Genomic DNA, 23534 nt, shown 5'->3' on the forward strand with positions numbered 1-23534 from the left:
TTTTGCTGATCTCCTTTCTTTGCACTTTATATGCATGATGACGTAGAAACCAGCGAAGTCAAACTCTGGGAGGAATCTTCATCATGGTAAAAGGGTATGTAAAATTCAATTTTTCTTGAGTTCTTTGAGAATCTTGAATTTTCATCAATAGTCGCGTAATATTGAACGACATTCTTCATAAACAGCAGTCCCCCTTATAAATTGAAAAATATTTTACCACGACTTAATTTATGTTTCACCAATTCATTAACGTAAACTGCCCATTAGTTGAATAAAGATAGTAAGCATAAATTTCGTTATGGATATTGGAAGATCCCGGCACTGCTTCAGATAAAACGTAAAATTAACCATAAACGCGTACACCGGATTATGCAGCGAGAGGGGCTCCAATGTCGTGTCAAAGTGAAGAAACGCAAACTTCTGGACACGCTAGGGCAGCTGCCCACTCTGCCGGGCACCATGCTCCATAGTGATCAGGGCAGCGTCTACACATCTCAGGCATATCACGAAGCTTTATTAAGTTACCTGGCCTAAACATTGATAAACAGCTTCGTATCGATAAAAAATCACATCATTTCCGAAACTCGAGTTACCCTATAACTTGAGCTGTCCGTCTTCTTCAAATCGACTCTAATTCTCTTTTGGACTTTATCGTCCTTAAAGAGATCCCCTTCTACTGAAAGACTAGATTTACTTCACAGGCTTTTTTAGTGTAAGACGCCCAAATACCAAATTTTTTGATATCGGGTCATTAAATTCTGTAAGAAGAATGGATGACGTGTAGGTTCGTATGTCCTTATGTCGGCCATGCCGTTTGGAGCATTAAGCGTTCCATACTCGAATCGCTGGCCCCCAATCGTCGGGCAATGCCATGGCCGTAACGTCTATTCTAGGTCTAACAACGGAAGCTTGGCTACAGCCGTGGCCATATCCGCTTGAAAATTGATTCTCCATCACCTTCCTGAAGTCACCCTCGTCTTAATTTTCTAGCTATCGAAAACACTAAACAAATTTTATTTGTAAATTATCCCAAAATATTGAAACAAATTGTAATTACTAAGCGTCTGTACATTTGTTATTAATTAACATTAATGGGAGGCATGTTAATGAAAAGTAAAAAAAGAATTATACCTGTAGTTTGCTCTTTGTTCTTTCTTTCTTCTTCCATTGCACTAGCTGACACCGGTACTGCACATATTAAAATCGGCTCGATTTCTGGGGGGGCTAGTAACCTCACTTATTGGCTTGATTCGAGCGTAGCCTCTTATGGATTCACCGGTTCCATTGACAATGGAGCTTCGAAATGGGATGAATCTTCAAGTAAAATAGGGTTTACAAAAGTATCTTCTTCGACTACTGCCAGTGTTAAAGTCTTTGTTGGTAATCATAGTTTGCCAGCGGGTGTTATGGGAGAAACTAGCTATTGGATGCTCAATGGCCAGCAAGTTGGTGCAGGAGATGTTACAAATGGATCTAATTACCAACAGGCTTTAGTTGTCCTTGATTACGGGAACCAGAGTGACACTGGATATACTTCTGATAATCGCTATAAAACATCGGGCCATGAACTTGGTCATGTACTTGGATTAAATCACTTTGAGAATGCTCCGGCTCATTCAGGAGATCACTGGATGAAATCTGGAAAAATCTCTTTAACAGCTCCTACAAGTGTTGATTTGGCTCATATTAGAACAAAATGGGGGTATTAGTCGTGAACAAAAAAATTGTTTTATTTACTGCTATCCCGGTATTGCTTTTGGCTATTGGAGGTTATGTTTACTTAGATAATACAAATGAAAGTAAAAAAATCACATTTGCTAATACAGCAATTAAAGGAGCAGTATCAAGTGTTACAAAAGAAGAAAAGATATCAGCTGATCATTTAATTTTTAAAAATTATAGTGACGCGCTCTCTTCATCTCAAGTAGTAGCTGAAGTTACAGCTACTGATAATTCAAAAAATGTTATCGTAGAGGAAAATGGTTATTCCACGGGACATACGGTTACCGCGGTACAAGTGAATCAAGTTTTTGAGAATTCAGGTAAAGAGCTGGGGCAAACGATTAATATCCTAGAGCCAACCTATACTTCTGAGGGTGTGAGTGGAACAACAAGGTTTAATTATGAAGATTATAAGAAGATGGAACCAGGTTCTAGATATGTTGTGTTTTTAGTCTGGGACGAAAAAAAGCAAGGCTATTGGATTAATGCTCTTGAACAAGGAAAATTCAACATTGATAATAAAGATAAGGCTGAAATGTCTTTGTTGGCAGAAAATAGCCAGTACCAAGAACTAAAAAATGACGTTATTAATCATTTATATGGTGATTCTTCAAAAACAAACTAGAATTAACGGCAATCAAGTCAATGGGCTGCCCCTTTTAAATTCCTTATGTGGGCATTTTGTATAATTCATCTACCCTATTGGTATGGAATTAAAGAACGAGATTCCGCACAAAGTAATAATTAAGCGAAACCCATCGTCAGGCGTCCAACCTTACGCGGTGGGTTTTCGCTTGTTAAGCTCAGTTCGACCCATCGATAGAGCTTCTACGGCAAGAAAAAATGGTACGTAATTCGCAGACTGAACGGATAAGACGATTCTGGACACCATCGGATCCTTTTACATGGCGAACGAATTGGTGTCCATTACGGAAAATGCGAGTTACTCAGCAATCCAAGTGAAGTTACTGTTCATACGTCCAGACTCTAAGTTAGGGCATGAGAAAACGGAGAATGAAAAGAAGCCTTTCGAAGATATATTTATAACGAATGAGGCCCTTAAAGGCTTTGTTAAGCAAAATTTTTTAAATTTCGACCACGATGATTGATAGAATCCCCTTAGCTCATCGGCAAAGGGGATTTCTGAAAAGCAGATGCTTGGGACTTTTTTTCTCCATCCTACACACTTCAGAAACACCTTCTGTCGTTCTTCGTCCAAAAGCTGTATTTATTAGCTTTTGGCTTCTCTTAATCATTACCCTATTGAATGTACTAGTTTCTCTCCGCCGGATTGGGCAAGAATTCGTAGAAACGCTCAAGGATCGTTAGGGCCTCATAGCGCAGTTCCGGTTTGATAAAGCCAGTAACCCCTGCCCGATTCATAGCTTCGGTAAAAGCCTCTGCATTAAAAATGTCCGGCTTATTCAAGTACGTTTGTTTAATTTCAAACAGCGCCCATTGCTTCGGAAACTCGATCTGCCCATTAATCGCCTGAACCTGAATGGTATCGCCCGATTGGGATGTAATCACAATCCTGGGGTAATGCGATTTGTGTTCGAGTACATAATCATACACGTCTTGCACGGTTGTAAGTTCGTCCGGGTGGTTATACTTTCCTGACATCTCATAGCAATGACCATAAAACACAATACTACTCCTCTAAGGTTCCTGGATGTCACCATCCTGAATCGTCGGCCCAAATGCCATCAGATACGGCAAAGGATCGACTGGGCTGTCGTTGATCCGGATCTCAAAATGTAAATGAGCCCCTTGCGAGCTCCCCGTGTTGCCGATCTTCCCAATGAGCTGACCGGCTTCGACCTGCTCTCCGACCGAAAGGGGCGAAGGGCTTTGCATGTGGCCATACAAGGTAACGAGACCACCGCCATGATCAATCATGATGCAGTTGCCATACCCGCCGCGAACGCCGCTAAACGTGACGGTACCCGGCATAAAGGCCACAATGCCGAGTCCCGTAGAATCCCCCGGCGCCGCGATATCCACGCCAGCATGCTGTTTCCCCCAGCGTATTTTGAATCCAGACGTCACAATGGTTGCCTGCGGCGACGGCCAGACGGAACCTTCTGCTGAAACGACCTGCGTCCCGCCTTCCACGTAATCATTGGCAAAGGCAAGCACCTCATCCACGTACTGCTGGCTGTTATTGTATTGAAAGAGTGCCTTTTCAATGTTTCCGGAAGCAGCCCCGTTGGCCGCCAGGTACTTCGCGGCTGAAATGATCGCATCATGGGTATTCCAGGGATCCGGAATGCCGTCTCCATCACCATCCGTTCCATAGCCGCCATATTGGGCAATAACGGCCGGGTCCTTGAGCTCGCTTTCCGAAATATCTCCTTTCCCCAGTCCCTTACAGGTTGGATGTCCCCACCCGACCCAGGTACAGGGCATGAACTGCATGGCCCCGATCGCGCCAGCTGAGCTTTCCGACATATTGGTCGAAAACACCGTCTCCACCCGGTGCACCGCGGCTAAGACATTCCACGGCACCCCGTACTTCTCCTCGGCCTCGTGGTAGTATTCTAAAAATTCCGCAGGGATCGAGGCGAGGCCCACCGCTGAAATTTGCCCTCCACGAGTAAATGAAGCATCGCCGGATTGGGATAAGGCCCCTATAAACATGCCGCCCAAAAATAAAATCAAGATAATCAGAAGCACAAGAGCCATGCCTAGGATCAGCAGAATCTTCATCCCCACCGGCGTCTTCGCAAAAGCCTTTAGCGCCTTCATCGCGGCCTTTTTGGCCGCTTTGTTGGTTAAATCCCGTCCAAGGCCAGGATTTCGTTCCTGCGAGGCAACAGCGTCCTCCATCCCCTACTCTCCCCCTCTCTCAATCGAAAAGTCTGCCACCTTCCAAGAATCATCAGTTTCCCGAAGGGTTACAAAATACTGCATGTCCTCGGTATACTTCTCGCCGGTTGCTGGAGTCACTTCCCCTTTCAAGACGACGCACCACACCAGTTCAGACGAATCGTAGGAGTCAACGGGTAACACGCTGGATCGGATCGCCGTGGTTGTTTCCCGGTCCAGCGTCTGTTTCCGGATCTTCGTTTTCTCATATACGTACAGCTTTTCGTCCATGTACGGCTTGCTGTTCTCCACGTACTGCTCCGGATGCTTCGGGTCATAGGTGTAATAGGCTTTGACAAAGTTCTGTGCGGTTTGTTTCGTTTCATTTAGAACAGTCGAAGGCAGGGTGGCCTTGATTTCAGACTGCTTCTGTGAAGGTTTGGATACTTCAAATGAACGGGAACTTACGTTGTTTCCTGAAGCCGTAGCCGGTGGCTGGGCTTTGGCTTGTTGTTCCTCAATCGCCGGCGGCTCCTGAAAACCGCCAGACAAATAAACCACCAACAAACTAACCAGCGAACATAGACCAAAGATGATCAAAAACAGCTTAATGCGGTCGGACCGTAGCCGGTAATCCAGGTTAAACATCAGCTCCGGCCTCCCTTACGTCTCCAAGGCAGCCAGCTCCGCCCTTTCGGCTTGGAGGTGTCGCTGTTCTCAGCTGCAGGAGTCTCACGAAGCTGCTGTACCTGATCGGTGATCCGTTCTTCAAACGAGCTCACATGCTGTCGCTGCACCAGGTTTACCTGTTCGGATGCATTTGTCTCCTGCAGCGTATTGATCTGCCGGGACGTGTTTTCCTTTCGTTTCATATTTCGGTTTTCGGTCACCAGCTTGTCCACTTGCTCGGTGGTGTTAGCCTCCTGCAGCGTATTCACCTGCCGAGAGGTATTTTCTTTCCGGGTCGTATTTCGGTTTTCAGTCACCAGCTTGTCTACCTGCTGCGTTTCGTTCTGCTGGCGGTGCAGGCGTTCGGTTCTATTTTGGTTCGTCGTTTCCACCACCAGTTGATGCCGGTTGTGATTCTCCTGACGGGTCGTGTCCTGGCTCTCGTGCTGGTTTCGATTCACCGTCTCTGTCTGCGTGCGACTGTTGGTTTCATGCCGCTGGGTGATCCGATTATCAACTTGATTCCGCTGGATCAGCTCATTGGCATGCTGCTGCTCGTTCTGAGACACCATTTGCGAGCGATGAGTTTCCCGTGTCAGATCCCGATGCAGATGCTGAGTGTCCACCTGGTTCTCATTCCGGATCGCCGCCGCCTGATCATGCCGGTTCCGGTGCACAAGCTCACTATGGCTGCCCGCTTGCGATTCGATACTGCTGGCCCGGCTGCCTTCACGTGGCAAGTTCGCTGGCAGATCGGTTCGACTCGCTGCAGCTTCCTGGTGCCCCAGGCGATGCACGAATGCCGCTCCATCTTGCTCACGCGGCTGCATCCCCCGGCGAATCACTTCCGGTTCCGCTGCACCTGCAGCAGTTTCCCGTTCCACCAGCCCGCTGCTTCCCATCGTCACCGGCGATTGCGTGGCTCGTTTCAGTTCCTGCTTGGCTGCTGCACTCACACTGCGTCCCCGGTAAGCATCCAGCATCTTGACGTTGCTTCCAAGGGGCTTCGCTTTGTCGTCTACGACCGCGTAGTCCGCATCAATCACCGTCGGTCCGGCCTTACCGGCCAGTGCGTTCGGATTTCGTTTTTGCCGGTCTACAAATTCAGGTGTGGCGTAATGAATACCGGGTGACTCTTTCCCGGCTCCCGCCGCTGCCCCGGCGCCCGCAATCCCGGCAGCGCCCAGTGCAGCCCCCGCCGCCGCACCTTGGGTTCCAGCTATCCCAAACCCCCGGCTACTCCGGTCTACATGCTGGCGCTGATTTATCATCCGGCGCATTGCGTTATACCGCATAAACCGGGCGGCCGCTGAAGCGCCTGGAATCCCCTGCATCGCCTCTCTCGCCCTGGCCCGGTATTCCCGGTAGCTGTCCAGCGAGCCGCGCGTCGTACTCGTAATATTGGCCGTCGCTGTATTGATAAAGGAAAGCAGCTCTTTTCGCTTCAGCCAGATGCCCACGAAGCACAGAATCTGCATGCCGAGGACAAACAAGTAGCCGTATTCCGTCTGATCGACCGCGGTATACAAGATCTTTGAGATCGTAAACATGACGGTCATGAGCAGTGCGAATCCAATCTTCATCAGCAAGGCATGCAAAGTTTTCATCGCCCAGTCAAACGCCTTTGACTGCCAGGCTGGAACGAGCGCCATAAGTAAAGGCACCGGCGCAAACAGGACCATCGCAATAAAGATGACCTGAAACAGCAGCACGGCCGCAGCCATCAAGAGCAGCTGCCCGCCTAGGATCAAGTTGCTGATAAACAGCAGAATCAAAAACCAGGTCCGGCTTCCCAAGCCGTCAACGCCCATCATGGTGTTTCCACCTTGAACTTGAAGCTCAGCATATTTTGCTCTTTCTTTACTACCTGGTGCAAGAGAAAGTACTTCGCCTGCATCAGCCGAGGTGGTTCCATACTGCATAAATTGGTACGGCATATAAATCATCACGTCAAACATTTGGTTCTGCATGGTGGCGATACCTTCGTATTCGGAGTAACCAGTTCCTGGGGTTACAATCCCGCCCGAAATGTTCAGTACGCTGTTCTGCAGCTCCTTGGACCATCCATTTAACTGCGTCAGTATCTTATCTGCTTGAGAAAAAAAGCCCAATGAAATACCGAAAACGAGAACCATCGATAGCAGCCCACTCATCGCCCGGTTTTGCTCTCGCTTTACCATGCCGACATACACCGCCCAGGCTCCCACCAGTGTAATAATGAAAGTGATCAGGATCGGCCACAGCCCATTGGTGCGGAAGCCACCGGCGTCAAACCCGGCTATGCTTTGGATCGCTCCTGTGATCTGCGCAATAATGGAATCAATAAAATCCAGCTTGAATGCCTCGCCCACTACAAAGATCACGAAATTCACGATGACCACCATAAACATCCAGACGGAGTTTAATAGATCGAGACGAAACGCCTGGATGCCATCATCAATCTTTCCGGAAATGTTAAACGGGTTATTGGTCCGGTCAATATAGAGATCCAACACATAGCTGCTTTTCGGATATTTATTGTATTCCAGTTCGACTTTCCCTTCGTAGCTGTGCTCATTTTGCGGAACCACGTTATCCTCGAGCGAGCTGGCGCTGACCGCTGTACCCATAAAGGAGAAACAAAGCAGTATAATCAAGAGCCATCTCAAGGCGCGCTTCATTTTTCATTCAGCTCCTTGAGCACCTTTTTGCTTTTGTTCAGCTTGCTGACAATGGCATCAAAGTCCGGAGTATCTCCGAAATCGTCCTTTTTCCACCCTTCCTTTGTCTTAATAATTTTGAAGTCCTCACGGTCCAAAATGTTGTTTCTCGCTGGATTCATATACTCCATAAGGTAGTAGTACGTTTCGTCATCAAATTTCCATTGTATTAGATCATAAGTCGTTACCTTATAATTCGGATGCTGAGGTGGATTTTCGGGCTTTAAGAGGTAACTGGTATCTGCTGCAATTAGATCAGTCAACGTTTTATCGTCTCTTTGTATCAAAGCGTTCACGTACTTCAACGGAATATCTGCAGGACCCATACCATTGATCTTCTCTGGCTGATCCCCGCCACCGCCGCATGCGCTAGCGACAAGGACCAAAACCGCAACCATCAGCAACGTGACAAACCGTTTCATACGAATACCTCCTCTTTTTGCATACGGCGTTCCAGCGGAGGCCGCGTATCGAAGGCTTTATCCAGGTCAGAAAACAGAGCGTCAAATTTAATGACCGCGCACCGGCCGTAGATATCCTGCATTAGACAATGGCCATTTTCCAGGTCACTGATAATGCTCCGGTTATATTCGGTATCCCGCAGGTTAAACAGCTTGAGCACGTTTTGCAGCTCATTCGGGTCGGTACTCCGGAAGGCGAACTTCATGCCGATGTTGTTTTTAATTTTCTCGTCCAGCAAATCGTTGGCGTTCTGCGTGATCAGATAAATACCGGCCTGCATGGAACGTCCTTCTCGGATCATCCGGGAGGAGAGCGAACGGCCCTGCGACGTATTGAGCATCGACCAGGCTTCATCGACCTCCACAATTTTGAACTGGCTGCGGTCGCTCTGAATGAACTTCAGCGCAAAGCTTCCGATCGGCAGCATCATCCCAACGGACAGCATTTCGTTCAAGGTATATTCCTTCGGGTCCGTCTCCGGTGTCGGCAGCTCCAAGTCATGGGTCATCAAAACATTGAGCGCCGTCTCAAATTTGATCGAATTGGACGTATCGCCATCGCCAAATAGCAAATTCGCAAAGGAAAGCTCTTTAAAGGTCATCATGTGCTCGCCCAGCTTGCTGCTGGTCATATCACTCGATTTTCGCAGGTGGTTGACCACAGCGGTCATCGATGGGAATTTCTGCTCCTCCGATACTTCTCGAACCGCCTTACCGAGTTTGGGAAAACGCTCGGAGTCATCCATCCGCACGCCGGTGTAATAGGTTAAAATATTTAAAGCCAGCGTCTGGGCATCTTTCGGGCTGTCTGCAAAAATAGAGAAAGGATCCAATTTGCCGGTATGAACCGGATCACTGGATAGATTGATAATGTTGATATGGCCCTGCAGAGCCGTTAAGTCCTCAGCCCAATTCCCGCGTTCTCCTTTCGGATCAATGACGAGCGCCTTGGCGCCTGAAAGGACCGCGTTATACGTGATCAAATTGGCGTTATACGATTTCCCGCCTCCGAGAGATCCAAGGAAACAGGCAGACAAGGCGTTTGTTTTTGTACCACGAATCCCCTGCGCCGCCAAATTGGGGGCAATATATACCGGCTGATTCAGAATCCCGGTATGCCCAATGTAGAAGCCCCGCCCGTCCCCGATTTGCTTGGTTGCTCCGAACATCCCGCCGGCGAGCGTTCCAGGCTCCATATAGTGAATATAATCGGTCACATACCGTTTGGCACCCGGCAAAAACTCGTTAAAGAGCAGCCACTGGTCGCCGTACGGCTGTTCCAGTCGGATGCCCATATCGTCAAACGTATCGACCAAAATGTCGGTGCGGCGCTTCAGCTCATCTTCATCCGGCGCCGACACGCACAGGACAATCGAGGACAAAAGCAACGGCATGCGGGTCTTTTGCAGATGAGCCTCCAATTCTTGTGACTCCAACCGCCCTTCGATCACCGTTAAACTGGTATCGTTGTTCGTTTCCTGTGCATGCCGGTCCTGATCCTTGAGCTCTTTTTGTTTATTCCGGACTGCGGACAGTGCCTTTCGGTTTTCCATCGTTTCCGTACGGATCGAAATTTCAACCGGGAAGTCCAGCCCCTGAATGGCGTACAGGTATTCATCGCCGGGAAAGGTCATTTCAAACGGGACATTAGAGATGGTCAGAAAAGCGACATGGCCTTCCTTTTCCTCACCGCCAACCATCTGCTTTACAATCAGACTGCGACCGGGCGACTCATCGATTTTCCCTTCGGTTAACCGCAGCACGTCGCGGTATTTGGGCCGCCGAACTTTAATCGCTCCTTCGTCATACTCCTTATAATGAACGGTATACTCCGGACTCCACGGCTTTAGAACCGGGGCCTTGGCGATGCCCCGGTACCAATTCCGCCGAATCAACCACTGCGCCGTGTCTTCATCAATGGGGTGACCAGTCAGGCGGCCAGCCACCTTCGTGAAAATGCGCTGCTCATTTTTTCGTTGGCGCAAAATCACATCCTCAGCAATCTCCGGCGCTTCGATTCCAGATTTATCGTGGATAAATTGGAAGAAGTCCTGAAGCAGCCGCTTGGCTTCTTTGAAAAAGCTCGATTTTTCCCGGTCCGTGTCCGGCAGTTTCACCCCAACATAGAACCTATACTCAGTTCCTTCTTTTCCGTGCCGCTGCTCAAGAACTTGAATCGTATCTTCGATATGGCTGATTGCAGCCTCCACAACGGGACCAGATAAGGTCTCCTTATACTGCTCATACTTATCGCGGACCGACTGAAATTCCGGCACAATCAGCAGATGCAAATCGGCATTGATCTGCCAAAAGAAGCTTTCCAAACGCTTAAATTCAGACATCTTTTCTTCGTTAGCCAAAAAGTCATAGTTAAACCCAGGAATCTCGTAATAAGCCCAACTTGAGTCATCTTGCGAAAACACCAGGTTTCCTTCATAGTAGGAGAGTGGGAATTCAATCATCGCTTAAATCGTCCTCCTTCGGCGTATAGCTCAACTTCCGATACGCAACGGGTGAGCTATATACATGAGGTTTTTTGGGCCTGGTGATTTCCATATACCGATTATGTTCATGCGGTAAAAGCTGAAAAGCAATCCACCGCATGATGAATCGGTGTGGAGCCTTCCCATCCAGTAGATGCTTCGTGAAAAACCAGGCCGCGAACCCCGGAATACCGAAATACTCGACCATCCACAAGTCAATCAGGCTAAAGGGCGGAAACCGGTTGAGCACCCACATTACTGCCATGGTCCCAAAGAAAAAGCCAATCTGCCGGTAACTAACAGGGAAAGGCAGCGCAATGTCCTGGATCCCGTACAGCATTTTGGGTACTTTCCAAACCGAGGTATAGGTCCTCATGCGTCTCATCTGGCGGAACCCCCTTTTGGTTAGCTGAAGATCTTATCCCAAAATGCGGTGCCCAAATCCTTGATTTTATCTGGAACAAATACGAAGACAGAAACCACAAGAGCAAACACAAAAAAGCCAATAAACTTGCTGAACTCCCGTTTAATGAGGAAAAAGACGGCCAATACACCGATAATCAGCAAAAATAATGCTCCCAATTGAGTTGAAAGCTCAGACTGTAAATTTTCACCGAAATTCATAGATTTGTCCCCTCCTTATTTTTGTTCGAAGTTCACAACAAACCAACGGCTGCTTTCTTTCCTAACCTCAACATAGTACGGATACGTATAAAGCGTAGCCCCTTTAGAATCTCCGTACGTCACTTGAACTTCCACTTGGTAAATGCCTTCACTTTCAAGATTCGTATAGATGGATATGTCCCCAATTCCCTTGTACGTCAGGATGCCAGAGAGCCCCTGTACATTCACATTTTTGGTGAAGTACGAGATCTCCTCCTGTTTTCCGGAAGCATACACTTTAAAGAAAGAGTCTAAGAAATCCCGGATTTCTGCCTTCATTTGAGCCTGGTGCAATACATTAGACCGGTTAATGCCATCTTTTTGGTCAAGTTCGAATTTTTTTGGTTCCTGCACAAAATAGGGGATATCGTAGACTACAAAGTTTTGACCGTCCGAGGCCACAGGTACCACCATATAATTTAGCTTAGTTTCCTTCCTACCATTTGCCGTTACTGCGTACTGCGACCGCAGTGTGACCTTAGATCGGTCCGATCCGGCATCTTCCACCTTCCAAACCTGACTCTTTAAGAAGGTTGATTTGGAAGTCATCTTTTTGATGTTCAGGCCTGCCTGCGAATCCACGTAACTGGCTAGGTATGGCTGCAATCGATTCTTTCGATCATCAAAGGCTTTATCGCCCTGCCCCCACGTAAAATACTGAGAGGCAAAGTTGACCGCAAACGTCTCCACGCCGGCTTCGGTCGCCGGATTCTGAACAGGCTGCAGCACCTCTGCTTCCGCCTTGACCCCATCTTCAGGCCGGAACATCAGAATAGAGACGCAAAAAAACAGATAGGCAATCCCCATCCAGAACACAGTTTTGACGACCCGCTTGCGGATAACGGTTTTCGGCAGTTTTCGTTTTGCCAAAGGTTCATCCACCTCCACATCGTTATACTCTTTCCCGTTGGCCATACCTCTGGTTCTCCTTGTCACTCTGCTCATCGACAACGGCCCAAATAGCCCCAAATACCAGCAGTGCTCCAGCGATTACCGGCAGCCAGCCATATTGTTGGACTATGGGATTCACGAAGGCACCCATTTCATCGAATGTTTTCCTAACTGGCTGACTATAGCGGTAAGCCGCCCAACCGATCCCGCCGAGCAGGCATACAAAGACCGCCAGAAAGAACACTTTTTTTAAGCACTGAGCCAAAAAACGCTTGGTCCGGCTGGGCCGCCGCTTCTGATCTCGTTTTAAATCCATCCTTGAGACATCACCCCCTTTCCGGTATCTATAGTACTAATTAGGTTTGATTTTCCACATCGTGTATTTGGTCTGATCAGCATTTTTGAAAACCCAAATTTCGCCGTATGGATTGGAGATCACTTCTTCATACGTCGTATACAAAACCGCCTGGATGTGGGAAGTATCAATATCCTTCGTATGTTCCATCAGCCGAAGCTTTTCTTTCTCCGTGGCTGATATAAAGCAAACTCTTGAAACAACCGGCTTCTGGTAAAAAATCGGATGCTTGCTGACCGCATCCCGTCCAAGATAGTCGTTGTAGCGCCGCAGCTTGTTTTGAGAGACAACGGCCCGCTGCCGGCTGCGCTCCATTTCCATAAAATAAGCAAAGTCCCCCGCCTTGTCGTTCATGACACGCCTAAATATTGCCGTGCCGTCAGGCACAATGACATCCTCTTTCCGCTGTCCATACTGATAGTAGCTACCTCTCTCTGAAACCCAAGTGTGCAGCTGAAAGTCTGGCATCTCTTGTTTCTGAAATGCCGCGCGCATTTTAGCCATCTGCAGCAGGTGGTGAATAAAGGAAGGTGTTCTCTTCGTCCACCTCGTATCCCAATGGCTCTCCCCTGTTAGAGCCTCCACTTCCTCGACACCAAGGCGATCCAAAGTCACAACCTTGATGTTATGCATGCTATCCCCTTCTACCCGAGGCGTCGTAAATGACTTAATATAACCGAAATCCTCCATGCCTCGTACACGTCGATGTACGCTCGATAAGGTGAGATCGGGGTATACATACGTCCCAATAAAATCGATGTCTGCAAAGAGCATGTCGTAAAGCATAAGCAGCAGATCTCGCTCCTTCTCCCCTAGATGAATCACAGCAACTTCGTTCTCACGTTCTCCCTTTTTCCTCAAAATAGCCCCTCCTTAATCACTAAAATCTTCAGCTGTAAGTGTTCTTGGTTCTGTATTGGAAGGTTGAATAGGTTCTGAGGCTGGTTCGGTTTCTCCCTCTCCAATCTTAACGTCGCCACTTTGTTCTACATCCTGAACCACCTCAAGAGATACCTTGGCGTCTTCTGCCTCCAGGTCGTGAAAGTCGATCAGGTCTTGATTTTCCGCAGATATTGGATCAGGGTTTAAGTCCAAGTCTTGTTTATCTGTTGTTACGCGAAGTATATTATTATCCTCCAATGCTACGCTTTCTGTGGCCGCGGCCCCTTCTTCAAAGGCTTCAATTAGCTCCTTCTCTTTCAGCACCTCCTCTTCCTCTGCGGCTCTCTTCCCGGCCTGAATACGACTCTCCATTTCCGTGGCACGGGAGAGGGTCTGCTCAATCATTTGAGGGATGTCATCGGTATATTGGGGATGTTCTGGCGGGTTCATTTTGACTAAAAACGGCAAAGTCGTTTCCCGACCAATGGCCATCCGCATATACGCATAATTTGGCTCGACCTGCTGATAGTCTTCCACTTTTAAATAATCCGCTTTCATACCTTGATAGATCGTTTCTGCATCTTCTGTATTTCCTACTCGGAACGCAATCAGCGTTCCGAAATTTCGGAATATGGCACTCGCCACCTGATCCGGTACCTGACCTTCGAGGCCCTGCATCCCTAGCACAAGCGGAACATTGTATTTCCGGGCTTCATCCGCGAAAGACTGGATAGCATCTGCGGATTGGTCCATAAATGTCGGCGCTTCATCCACAATAATCGGATGCAATGGCATAGCTTTACCTTGTGAAAGCAAATCTTCGCGGCTAAGCATGGCCAACTGCGAAAAGGTCAGACACATCGAACCGATAAACCGGCGCTCATCGATCGTCAGCCCTGATAAGTCAAAAATGTGGTAATATCCCTGGTCCATCCCTTCCCGCCAGCGGATGCCATTTGTTTCAGCTCTTAGGATCCGGCCAAGCGTTTCCGAGAGGGTGAGCTTTCGTAGCTTGTTCAACGTCGAATTAATCTTTGGCTCCCGTACCCGATCCTCTAAACGGTCATATTTGCCGATAAATAATTTCAGCTGTCGTTCCAGGGGGTCTTCATCATTTAAACGAGAGAGCACCCCATTACGAAATTCATCGTCTTCCAGGACCATCCGCAAATTGTACAGGGTAGCTTCACCTACGCGCTGCAGGGCAATACCGCCATTAAGGAAGTTATCGTCAACGTTCGGCCCCCAAAAGTCTTTCCACACGCGTTTGCATACGTCTGCAACGTTCTGTGCAATTTTGTCCGGGCTCGATGCAAAATCCACATCGTACACGTTGAAAGGAAACTCACCGTCCTTAAACCGCACATACCGGACAAGGTGTTGCTGCTCTTTCGGAATACGGCTTGCAACGTCAACCGCCAAACTCCCGTGCGGATCAATGAGGGTAAATCCAATTTTGTTCTCCTCCGTCCGGATTGCAATCACTTTTTCCAGCAAGTTATAGATGAATGTTGACTTCCCCATCATCGTCCCGCCCCAAATGGCCATATGCCGCGACCAGCCCTTCAGGTCAAAATGCACTTCATTGGTTTGACCATGATATTCATGAACACCAATCGGCACGCATGTCCCATCTTCCCGACTCCGGAGCTGCAGAACTTCTAAGGGCAAAGGGGTTCTGCGCATTTTCATCCGCTGCAGCTTATTACAAACGACTTTCCCGCTGGGGAGTCTTAAAATCATCGCCAATTCGTCAGCCGATAGACCAACACGCTTCTTCGGACGCTGAAAAGGATAAATCCTTCGGTTAAATTCATACCGGAACAATGGACGGATCATCTGCCACCACTCACGGCCATATAATCGATTGAGTTCTCCTGAGGAAAACTGCCCAAAAGAGTGTCTTGCGCTGGCGATCATTCGCTTGGCATCCTGGTAGGTCTCTGCCGCAGCAACGATCCGAATGGACGCGCGCGCGAGTAATCTCGCCTTTTTCCCCTGAATCGCTGTTTTATACAATTCATTCTCTGTCAGCATGCTTTCATCATCGTCTTCTTCATCGTGCAGCTGCCGGAAGGCTTTGCCAAAGAGGCGATCGGTATGATACATCGGCTTTACCAACACCTGGACTCGGACGCGCTCTTTCAGATTCAGCGTTTCTAGTAATCCAATTAGCTCTACCTGCGTATCCACCACATCGTTATGATAGATTTTGAGTGGAATCACAAAATGCCGTTCAAGCAGCAGCTTCGACCCGGCGTGTTTTTCTTTAAAGTTCCATGGTTCATCCTCAACTTGGATGATTTCAACTTCCGGATGCTCGCCGTAATACTTCGTCTGAAACTGCTTCCCGATATCCTCATTGGGAACCCAAACCTTGTACTTTATGTACTCTGCACTCGCATCGAGTTCCCATGCAATCCAGGGCTGGAACAACCAACGCTTATACCACGGTCGCTGCAGCATACCCAGAATATTCGACCAAGCCGTTTCATCCTTAAAATAGTGAATACTCGCATCTTGAACTGTTCGTATTTCATAACAAACACCCTTTGGTACGAGCCCAGGGAATACATGATATCTGCTCATTCAGAAGATACCTCCCCGTATGGATATATTTGCTCATCACTTTCAACTATCCACAAAGCAAGCTCAAGTCATCCACAATATCCACAAGCCACAAAGCCATGTCCATCCTACTCAACTATCTATCCAAATACAGCATACAAATCCTATTTCCGTATCCCCGATCCAGTCCGATACCCATTCCTTAAGTACATTAATCCCCTCTCTTACTGCACCTACCTACATCCAACTACTTCCTCCATCTAACCCTCTATCTCCGCCACAACAACTTCTTCATCTTTCAATTCAATAACTTTTTTCTATTTCCTACATCTCTTCTTCTCTTGTCCATCCTACCAATTACTACCATCCCTACAGTTCACCCTTCAACCACTTCCAATAACCGAACCTAATACATCAACTCTCCATCTTTGGTTCCGTACGTTGATCTTTATCTGTCGTCCTTGCACAAAGAGTCGCGGAAAGAAACAACGTGGAGTGCCGCGACTCTTTGTGCAAGGACGACCCGCTAGCGGCGGGGAACTTAAACATTTTAATATAACTATCTCTAGAGAATTCTTCAGGGATTCCCCAACAATCCACAAATAAAGCATCAGCTAAGAATAGGTGAGCAATAACATAGCAATATTCAACCAAAATATACCATAGTTGGACAAATAGTACATGAGAAAAAGAGCCTAAAAAAAGGGAACACACGTACCCAAAAAACTCGGACGATCGCATCAGGAAAATTTAGGAAACAGGTAGCAGAGGTAAAGTAGGCCAACCAGTCCAACAAGGACTACCTGCTCAGCCAAGGGAACCGACACAGGAATGCAAGCAGCACAGATGACTAACCGGACCAAACACTATAAAAAATCATCACATGAAAAATTCAGAACAGGAAGTATAAGCAAATCCGTACCTAGGCCAGCCGTGCGGAACCAGCATTGATGAGTTGATCAGGAACCATCAGGTGGACGAGAAAGAGGTGCCTGCTCACTAAGGCGAGTCCCACCCACCACCCCATCGAAATTAAATGTTTTGGAATCGGGTACATTTTTTTTAAGCGATTTGCCTGGCCGTAAAGGACGAAGTAATTCAACGTTGGAATCCTTCACCATGCGGATAATGGTCCTGGCGCCACGCCCTTTACCCACAACCTCAACCGAAATCTTCCCAAGCTCAAGCAGGATTTTTGTGACTTGTTGGAATGTGGAAAGAGACATCCCCCAGCTTGCTGCCAGTTCTCTCTGGGATCCGGAAACCTCACCTTCGGGATGCGAACACAACGTATCTAATATGTCCCCTGCCCATTCATGGTAGTGGCTAGTTTTGCGCTCTGATCTCGGCTTTGCGGGTTCCCACACGCTGTAGGAAAAACGCTGGCCAGAGAGATATTCGATCCACCCTGCAGTTGGTCTAATAGGCGCTCCAGGTTTATATGCACTTTGCACTTTTTGACGTATCGTTATTTTGGAAAGCGGGCTCTCAAGCCGGCTGTTCCATGCTTGCAGTTCGTTCTCCGCTGCATCTTGATCGTACCCTTCAGCTTTAAAAACTAATGCTAGGGTATATGCTGTGTTATCTCTCTTGCCAACTTCTGCACCCTCAAGTAGCTTTTGCACGGCCGGCTGGGACAGTAAGTTCTGCCTGGCACGCAGTGATACACGATTGCTTTCGTTAATTTGGTCCTGATTCAACCAGTACCAGTCGTTTAACTCATCGAAAGAGACACGCCGATCTGTTCGATAAATGGTGTTCTGAGCTGTGGGCATTCTGAAGAAACGCCCTGCACCGACGGCTTGGCGGTCCCCACCAATGGCCTCACTCATAGCCACTTGGAGCTTTTTATATTGGGCAATAGCGTTGGAATAGGCCCGGCGTGGCTTGTCCAACACAAAGTAGACATGAAAGCCACCAGAAGGCGTCTGTACCACGATAGATGGTTCAGGCAGCCCTGACTTCCGGATTCTTTCTAGCAGATCAGGGAAGGTCAAGCCATCATTATGACCGTTCTTAACATCAACGTCTAGGACCAAAGCGTTCAACCAGCGCAAATTGGCCTCTTCACGACTATCGTTTCGATAAAAGGTATTCGGAGTGTAATATGTATAGTTGCTCGATAGAAGAAAAAGCGTTTGATATGTACGGCATGCCTTATCGCTGCGGCAATCATTGCTGACAAAAAGCCAACCCAGCTTATGGCTGCGATTTTTCTCCTCGCGGACCTGCATAAAACGTTTCGGCTTGTCTGTTAATTGATCACGAAATAAGCCTCGAAAAATATAATTTTCGATAGCAGAGTCCGGAGTTTTTCTCAAAAGAGACATAAAAAAACCCCTTATTCCACACCGTTAGGAAAAAAAGGCAATAGGAAATTAGGAGTCAGTACTTCACTTTTTTTTGCAGTTGGGGTATAATAACCGTAAAAATGCAAAGAAAAGTAGAAGCTCTCACTCTAAGGACAAATAATGAATGGCTAGTTTGGCGACCGGCATTCAATATTTGTGGTGGTGTGGGCTTTTATTTTTATTTATGAATATATGATATTTCCATGAATTCTCTTAATCTATCCCTACTATACGACACAAATTTCGATTCTGGCAAATTGCGTCGTTTTTAGATTTCCGTAGTTAAAGGGATGTTTCGGGGACCGTTTCCGTAGTTAAAGGGATGATTTGAGGAGTATTTCCGTAGTTAAATGGATGATTCATCTTAAATCGAGCTACTTGGTTAAGTTATTTAGCAAAAATTCACGTTTAGAAATTTTTTTTTGATTGTTTTCCGTAGTTAAACGGATGTTTCTATTTTTTTTCCGTAGTTAAAGGGATGATTGTTCATTTTCCCGTAGTTAAACGGATGAAATGGTAATTTTTCCGTAGTTTAAAGGATGATAATTAAGTGTAAAATGGTTTCTTTCTTTAGGAGGTTAGAAAGGAAGCTCTCTAAAATGCCTCTTATATATGTCAATAAGTAACTCACTGTAATAATAAAGCTGCCGGTCTTAAAATCCGGCAGCTACTTTTTAGCAACTTTATGAAGTTTTCCTGTTCAGCTTTGTAACGATCTCATCAATTTTTTGTAACTCATGTTCTCTTGATAGCCACCAATTGCGGCTCCATATCCGGTGGATAGCCCACCCCTTACTCTCCAAAAATCGCTGACGATACATATCGCGTTCACGGGCCACTTTGGACGAGTGGTACATGGCGCCATCACATTCAATGCCAAGAATGTACTGATCCTTATTTGGGTCGACAATAGCGAGATCAATACGATAACCTGAGAAGCCGATTTGTGTATGGACCTCATAGTTCCGTTTTCGAAGCGCCTCTGCAACTTGTTCTTCAAATACGCTGTCATATTGTAATTCCGAATATTCACCTTGTAGACGGGTACCATCTAGCAAGCTGCTTAAAATGTTCTCTGCTCGTTCCTCATCGCCGTCTGAGATGGCTTTTCCATACTCGAGATACCTTTTAAATAATCGTACCCCTTTAGCATACGTTTCGGCCCTCGTCCATTCAGTCGGGTCAAATGAACAAACAATGTGTATTTTTTGCCTTGCTCGGGAAATTGCGACATTCAAACGATTTTCTCCTCCACCGATCGATAGGGGGCCGAAATTACTTACCATCCGATCGTTTACATCTTTTGCATAGGTCACTGAGAATAGGATGATATCACGTTCATCCCCCTGGACGTTCTCAATGTTTTTTACAAACAGACCAATGCTTTCCTCACCGTTCTTTCGCTCCTTCTCACGATCCAATAGCTCCTGACGTACAGGATCATCGTAGGCTGCCTGTTCAAGCAAGTCCCCAATTAAGGCCGCCTGCTTCTGATTAAATGCGATAACACCAATTGTTGGATGATCATCTTTTTGCAGCAGATCAAACACCAAATCTACAATTCTTTCAGCTTCTATCCGATTCACAGAGTTCTCCCAACGTCCTTCAACTTGATGAAATTCAATCGGCTTTCCTGTTCCACGCTTTGTAACTGCTGGCGCAATCTGCATGTAGTCATTATAAAAGGCTGCATTTGAGAAGCTGATCAACTCCCCAAATAAAGAGCGGTAGTGCCATGTTAGCCACGCATCAATGAATTTAGGTTTGGACCACTCCAGGAGACTTTTAGCTTCTTTATCGGTATGGTCGACATATCCTTCCACTTCGGATTCATCCTCATCATTTTCTTCTTCTGCCGTGCCATTGAAGAAATTGCTTGGCGGAAGCTGCTTTTCATCTCCAGCAACTACTAATTGCTTCGCCCGATAAATCGCTGGTATTGCATTTTCAACGGGGCACTGAGACGCCTCATCAAATATAACAAGATCGAAGAGATTTTTGGCTAATGGGAAAATTGCACTGACAGCTTCTGGCGTGCAAAGCCAACATGGAAGAAGATTAAATACTGGCTCCTGAAAATGAGAGATAACTTTTCTGAGTGGCATTTGAGTCCGTTTCTTACCAGCTTCGTGCTTTAGGGTCATACGCACACTGCCTGTCACGTTTATCGTTTTATCATAGAGCTTTTTTCGCACGATCAAAGGGTTCATATCGCGCTTTTGCTTCGTTAATTTCTTGAAGCGATCACGATATCTCTCAAAGATTTCTGTAGACACATCTTTAATATGCGGCTCGGCTTCTTCTATGCTTAAAATCCAGGCATGATAAAAACTGTTCTCAATCATTCGAATCCATGTTTCAGCAACAGCGCCCTTCTCCTGTAAGGGATATTTCTCCTGGCAGCGTTCCAATAATTTCGTTTTGAGATCACCCATCTCTGATTTCATTTGATCAAGCCTGCATAGGCTATCAAAATGGTTTAATGATTGTTGTAAGGAACGATATTGAGAAATGTCCGGTCCGCCTAAGCCTAGCTGTTGAATCATCTTATTAATAACTTCTTCCCGAAGATAAGGGCCGAGCGCCACAATGTTCTGGAGGATCCCATCAACTGCTTGTGCATAATCAACTGTTCGCTCAAGTTCTTTCTTGTATGTGTTATCTTCAAAAAGCTTTCTGATATCATCCTGTTGTCGTAATTGAATTAAACCAGGAAAACTATCGATAATAGGTGCCAACGCCATTAAAAATGAGTGTGTCTCCTCCATTTGCTGTACCCACTCTTGCCACTTTGTAGTGTGGTTATGTACAGGTTCTGAATCGGCTAATAGTGGGTTGATTTTTATCATCTCACGCAGTGTTTCATGTTGAATATAGCTCAATAAGTTCTTAGTATGGTCACTGACAGTCTCTGACGTAAAGGATAATCCCATGCTTTCACAATATTTTATTAATTCCTTTTTTTTCTGATGCCAGCCCTTTTTAATAAATCGTAGGATGCTTTGGTTATCTGCAAGAAAACTCGTGATCAGATTTAATCGTGACTTTGCGTCATCCATTGACAATCGAGTTTCGGCCTCTGGTAACTGTGCAAGAGCAGAAACTTGTTGATTAAGTTTGTTCAACTCATGTCGCAACCCGACACAAATATCCGATAAGGAATTTTTTTCATTCACACTGGCAAGTGCGAGCATAGTTAACCTTCCAATATGACGATCATACTTTTTCATCAATACACCTAGTAAGTTTTCAAACTCTCTATAGTGTCGTGCATATTGATCGGGAGTATATTTTAGATCTATATCGTGTTGGAGATTTCCTGCCAACTCTGCGTCCCTAATAATTGAATTCGTGATCTCTTCAATCGCAGAGCGTTCCCGCATAGAATATGCAGCAAATGACTTTCTATGTGACCATGGGTGGCTATGCGCATCATAAATTTCCATCAGCTCAACGATAGTCCTAAGATCAATAAGTTGTGCTTGAAGCTCATCATGGGTGATACCGGAAATTAGATCTTCTACTTGAATTAATGAATCTTGCTTCCATAATGCTCGATTGTAAAGTGAATGTAGTGTTTTACCAAATGGTCTTGATTTGTGTAGAGAATGAGCTATTATGTTAAGCCTCTCCGCCAAAGCCTGCTTTTCATTTGAAACACGTTCCACACTGGAATAGTCCGGACCCGTTTCCTGCATGACACTTATGATTTTGCGGTAAACGTCTGCTTTGTTTTGGCTATAATCATGTACTAGTGCCACGCTTCCCTGTAATCCGATTTGACCCAGCCGGTTATAGACAACATCCAGTGCTGTTTTCTTCTGGCATACAACAAGCACTCGCTGATCCTGTGCAAGCCGATCAACAATCATATTAACGATAACTTGGGATTTACCTGTCCCTGGAGGACCATGAACAATCAAGCCTTTCTTGTCACGAGAGGCTAAAACAGCTGCCTCCTGACTTGCATCAGTCTCTAAAACAAAAAAGGTTTCCGATGGAGGGGTTACATTTAAAATATCTTCTGATATTTGATCCAGATCACTACGTGACAGCCCCGATATAACTTCGTGCAAAAAACCTTCGGTCGGTGGATCATTCAGCAGATCCTCATAATCGTTTACGAGTGTACTTGTCGATTGCTGAAATTTCCCCATAACAGCATAAGGAAGAAGCCGCAACGATTTGTTGCTGCTGTTTTCAAGATCCTTGCGCTTTAAATTCGGAAAAGCTTGAAGCTTTAGTTCTGATTCAAACTGAACTTTTAAACCACAGTCATCTAGCCATTGATGAAGCCAAGTTAGTGCAGCATTAGGATCAGAAGGAAAATCAAATTCTGTTTCATTAAGCCCTAAATCAGCGCCAAGGAATTTTTGTGTTGCCATCAAAAAAGCTCGGTTGATAAATGGGCGTTCTTCTTCACTTATGGCTATTGTCCAGTACGGTTTGTTTCGGTATGACGCTCTTATAAGTTTGGCAGGATAAAATAATAAGGGACAGCGGATATAGAAATCTGTTGCCAGTTCACCTTCCAAGAAACCATAAGCAATATAAAATGAATTGTGGCCAGTCTCCTGCTCAATTAGATCCATTTCCCGTTTTAATTTTGTCAAGTGTTGGTTATTTAGAATACTCTCTTCATCAATATTGTTCTGTGGGAATAAATATATAAATCCTTTCAGCGACATTAATTCACTCATGATACGATGGATGTCCAGGCGAGCAAGGTCAAAATGATTTTTCACAGTTAGTTGCAGCAGCCGTAAACTCTTATTGCGAGCAGTTAAGTCAGTCAGCCGATCACGGTATAATGTGAGTAGGTCTTTCATAGGTTCTCCTTTTACCAAAGTACTGGTTCTTTAGAACTGGTATATGCTTTATTATCGGTGTTATTGTCATGTTTGGAAAGTAAAGGGGATATGTACTTTGGAATCATTCCCTAATTGAGAATTCTAACCACACTTACTTAAAATCACACATTG

General features: G+C 46.2%; 17 protein-coding genes. 3 read left to right on the top strand and 14 right to left on the bottom strand.

Translation table 11 applies throughout. The features are described 5' to 3' along the window. Window positions 1-267: 267 nt before the first annotated feature. From MKY74_RS35380 to MKY74_RS35390, 3 genes are all read left to right on the top strand, one after another. Window positions 268-534 carry an IS3 family transposase gene (locus MKY74_RS35380; RefSeq protein WP_076176918.1) on the top strand — a complete coding sequence of 89 codons (267 nt, stop codon included), beginning with the start codon at window positions 268-270 and terminating at the stop codon, window positions 532-534. Between the two features lie 572 nt (window positions 535-1106). Next, window positions 1107-1709 (top strand): hypothetical protein, encoded by a 603-nt coding sequence (locus MKY74_RS35385; RefSeq protein ID WP_076176917.1) that lies wholly within the window; start codon window positions 1107-1109, stop codon window positions 1707-1709. Window positions 1710-1711: 2 nt separating this feature from the next. Then, window positions 1712-2347 (top strand): hypothetical protein, encoded by a 636-nt coding sequence (locus MKY74_RS35390; protein ID WP_076176916.1) that lies wholly within the window; start codon window positions 1712-1714, stop codon window positions 2345-2347. Window positions 2348-2994: 647 nt separating this feature from the next. Here MKY74_RS35390 and MKY74_RS35395 read toward each other — a convergent pair. The 14 genes from MKY74_RS35395 to MKY74_RS35460 all read right to left on the bottom strand — a co-directional run bounded on the left by MKY74_RS35395 (window position 2995) and on the right by MKY74_RS35460 (window position 23381). Then, entirely contained in the window at window positions 2995-3369 is a 375-nt protein-coding gene (locus tag MKY74_RS35395; RefSeq protein WP_076176914.1) for a hypothetical protein, read from the bottom strand. Window positions 3370-3381: 12 nt separating this feature from the next. Then, a complete protein-coding gene (locus tag MKY74_RS35400) occupies window positions 3382-4551 on the bottom strand; it encodes a peptidoglycan DD-metalloendopeptidase family protein (RefSeq protein ID WP_084204309.1) in 1170 nt (389 codons plus the stop codon). A gap of 3 nt (window positions 4552-4554) precedes the next feature. Further along, window positions 4555-5178, bottom strand: coding sequence for a hypothetical protein (locus tag MKY74_RS35405; protein ID WP_076176913.1), 624 nt, complete (start codon window positions 5176-5178; stop codon window positions 4555-4557). Further along, on the bottom strand, window positions 5178-7859 hold the full coding sequence (locus MKY74_RS35410) for a CD3337/EF1877 family mobilome membrane protein (RefSeq protein ID WP_076176912.1): 2682 nt from the start codon (window positions 7857-7859) through the stop codon (window positions 5178-5180). Before MKY74_RS35410 ends, MKY74_RS35405 begins: the two co-directional genes overlap by 1 nt. Next, window positions 7856-8320 (bottom strand): hypothetical protein, encoded by a 465-nt coding sequence (locus tag MKY74_RS35415; RefSeq protein WP_076176911.1) that lies wholly within the window; start codon window positions 8318-8320, stop codon window positions 7856-7858. Before MKY74_RS35415 ends, MKY74_RS35410 begins: the two co-directional genes overlap by 4 nt. Next, window positions 8317-10821 (bottom strand): ATP-binding protein, encoded by a 2505-nt coding sequence (locus MKY74_RS35420; protein ID WP_084204308.1) that lies wholly within the window; start codon window positions 10819-10821, stop codon window positions 8317-8319. Before MKY74_RS35420 ends, MKY74_RS35415 begins: the two co-directional genes overlap by 4 nt. Continuing rightward, window positions 10814-11182 (bottom strand): TcpE family conjugal transfer membrane protein, encoded by a 369-nt coding sequence (locus MKY74_RS35425; protein ID WP_244169474.1) that lies wholly within the window; start codon window positions 11180-11182, stop codon window positions 10814-10816. Before MKY74_RS35425 ends, MKY74_RS35420 begins: the two co-directional genes overlap by 8 nt. Window positions 11183-11247: 65 nt before the next feature. Further along, the gene (locus tag MKY74_RS35430) at window positions 11248-11466 is read right to left on the bottom strand and encodes a hypothetical protein (RefSeq protein ID WP_076176909.1); all 219 of its coding nucleotides are present in this window, start codon (window positions 11464-11466) and stop codon (window positions 11248-11250) included. A 15-nt stretch (window positions 11467-11481) separates the two neighbouring features. Beyond that, window positions 11482-12420 carry a conjugal transfer protein gene (locus tag MKY74_RS35435; RefSeq protein ID WP_076176908.1) on the bottom strand — a complete coding sequence of 313 codons (939 nt, stop codon included), beginning with the start codon at window positions 12418-12420 and terminating at the stop codon, window positions 11482-11484. After that, a complete protein-coding gene (locus MKY74_RS35440; RefSeq protein WP_076176907.1) occupies window positions 12398-12712 on the bottom strand; it encodes a hypothetical protein in 315 nt (104 codons plus the stop codon). The genes MKY74_RS35435 and MKY74_RS35440 overlap by 23 nt, the downstream gene beginning before the upstream one ends. A gap of 36 nt (window positions 12713-12748) precedes the next feature. After that, window positions 12749-13612, bottom strand: a complete 864-nt coding sequence (locus MKY74_RS35445; protein ID WP_076176906.1) for a replication-relaxation family protein — start codon at window positions 13610-13612, stop codon at window positions 12749-12751. Window positions 13613-13624: 12 nt separating this feature from the next. Next, the gene (locus MKY74_RS35450; protein WP_076176905.1) at window positions 13625-16222 is read right to left on the bottom strand and encodes a helicase HerA domain-containing protein; all 2598 of its coding nucleotides are present in this window, start codon (window positions 16220-16222) and stop codon (window positions 13625-13627) included. A gap of 938 nt (window positions 16223-17160) precedes the next feature. Next, a complete protein-coding gene (locus MKY74_RS35455; protein WP_076176904.1) occupies window positions 17161-18531 on the bottom strand; it encodes a primase C-terminal domain-containing protein in 1371 nt (456 codons plus the stop codon). Window positions 18532-19235: 704 nt separating this feature from the next. Continuing rightward, window positions 19236-23381, bottom strand: a complete 4146-nt coding sequence (locus tag MKY74_RS35460; protein ID WP_076176903.1) for an AAA domain-containing protein — start codon at window positions 23379-23381, stop codon at window positions 19236-19238. Window positions 23382-23534 lie beyond the last annotated feature (153 nt).

It is taken from the genome of Paenibacillus sp. FSL R5-0378 (assembly GCF_038009285.1).
In the GTDB taxonomy this organism is placed as follows: Bacteria; Bacillota; Bacilli; order Paenibacillales; family Paenibacillaceae; genus Paenibacillus_AQ; species Paenibacillus_AQ favisporus.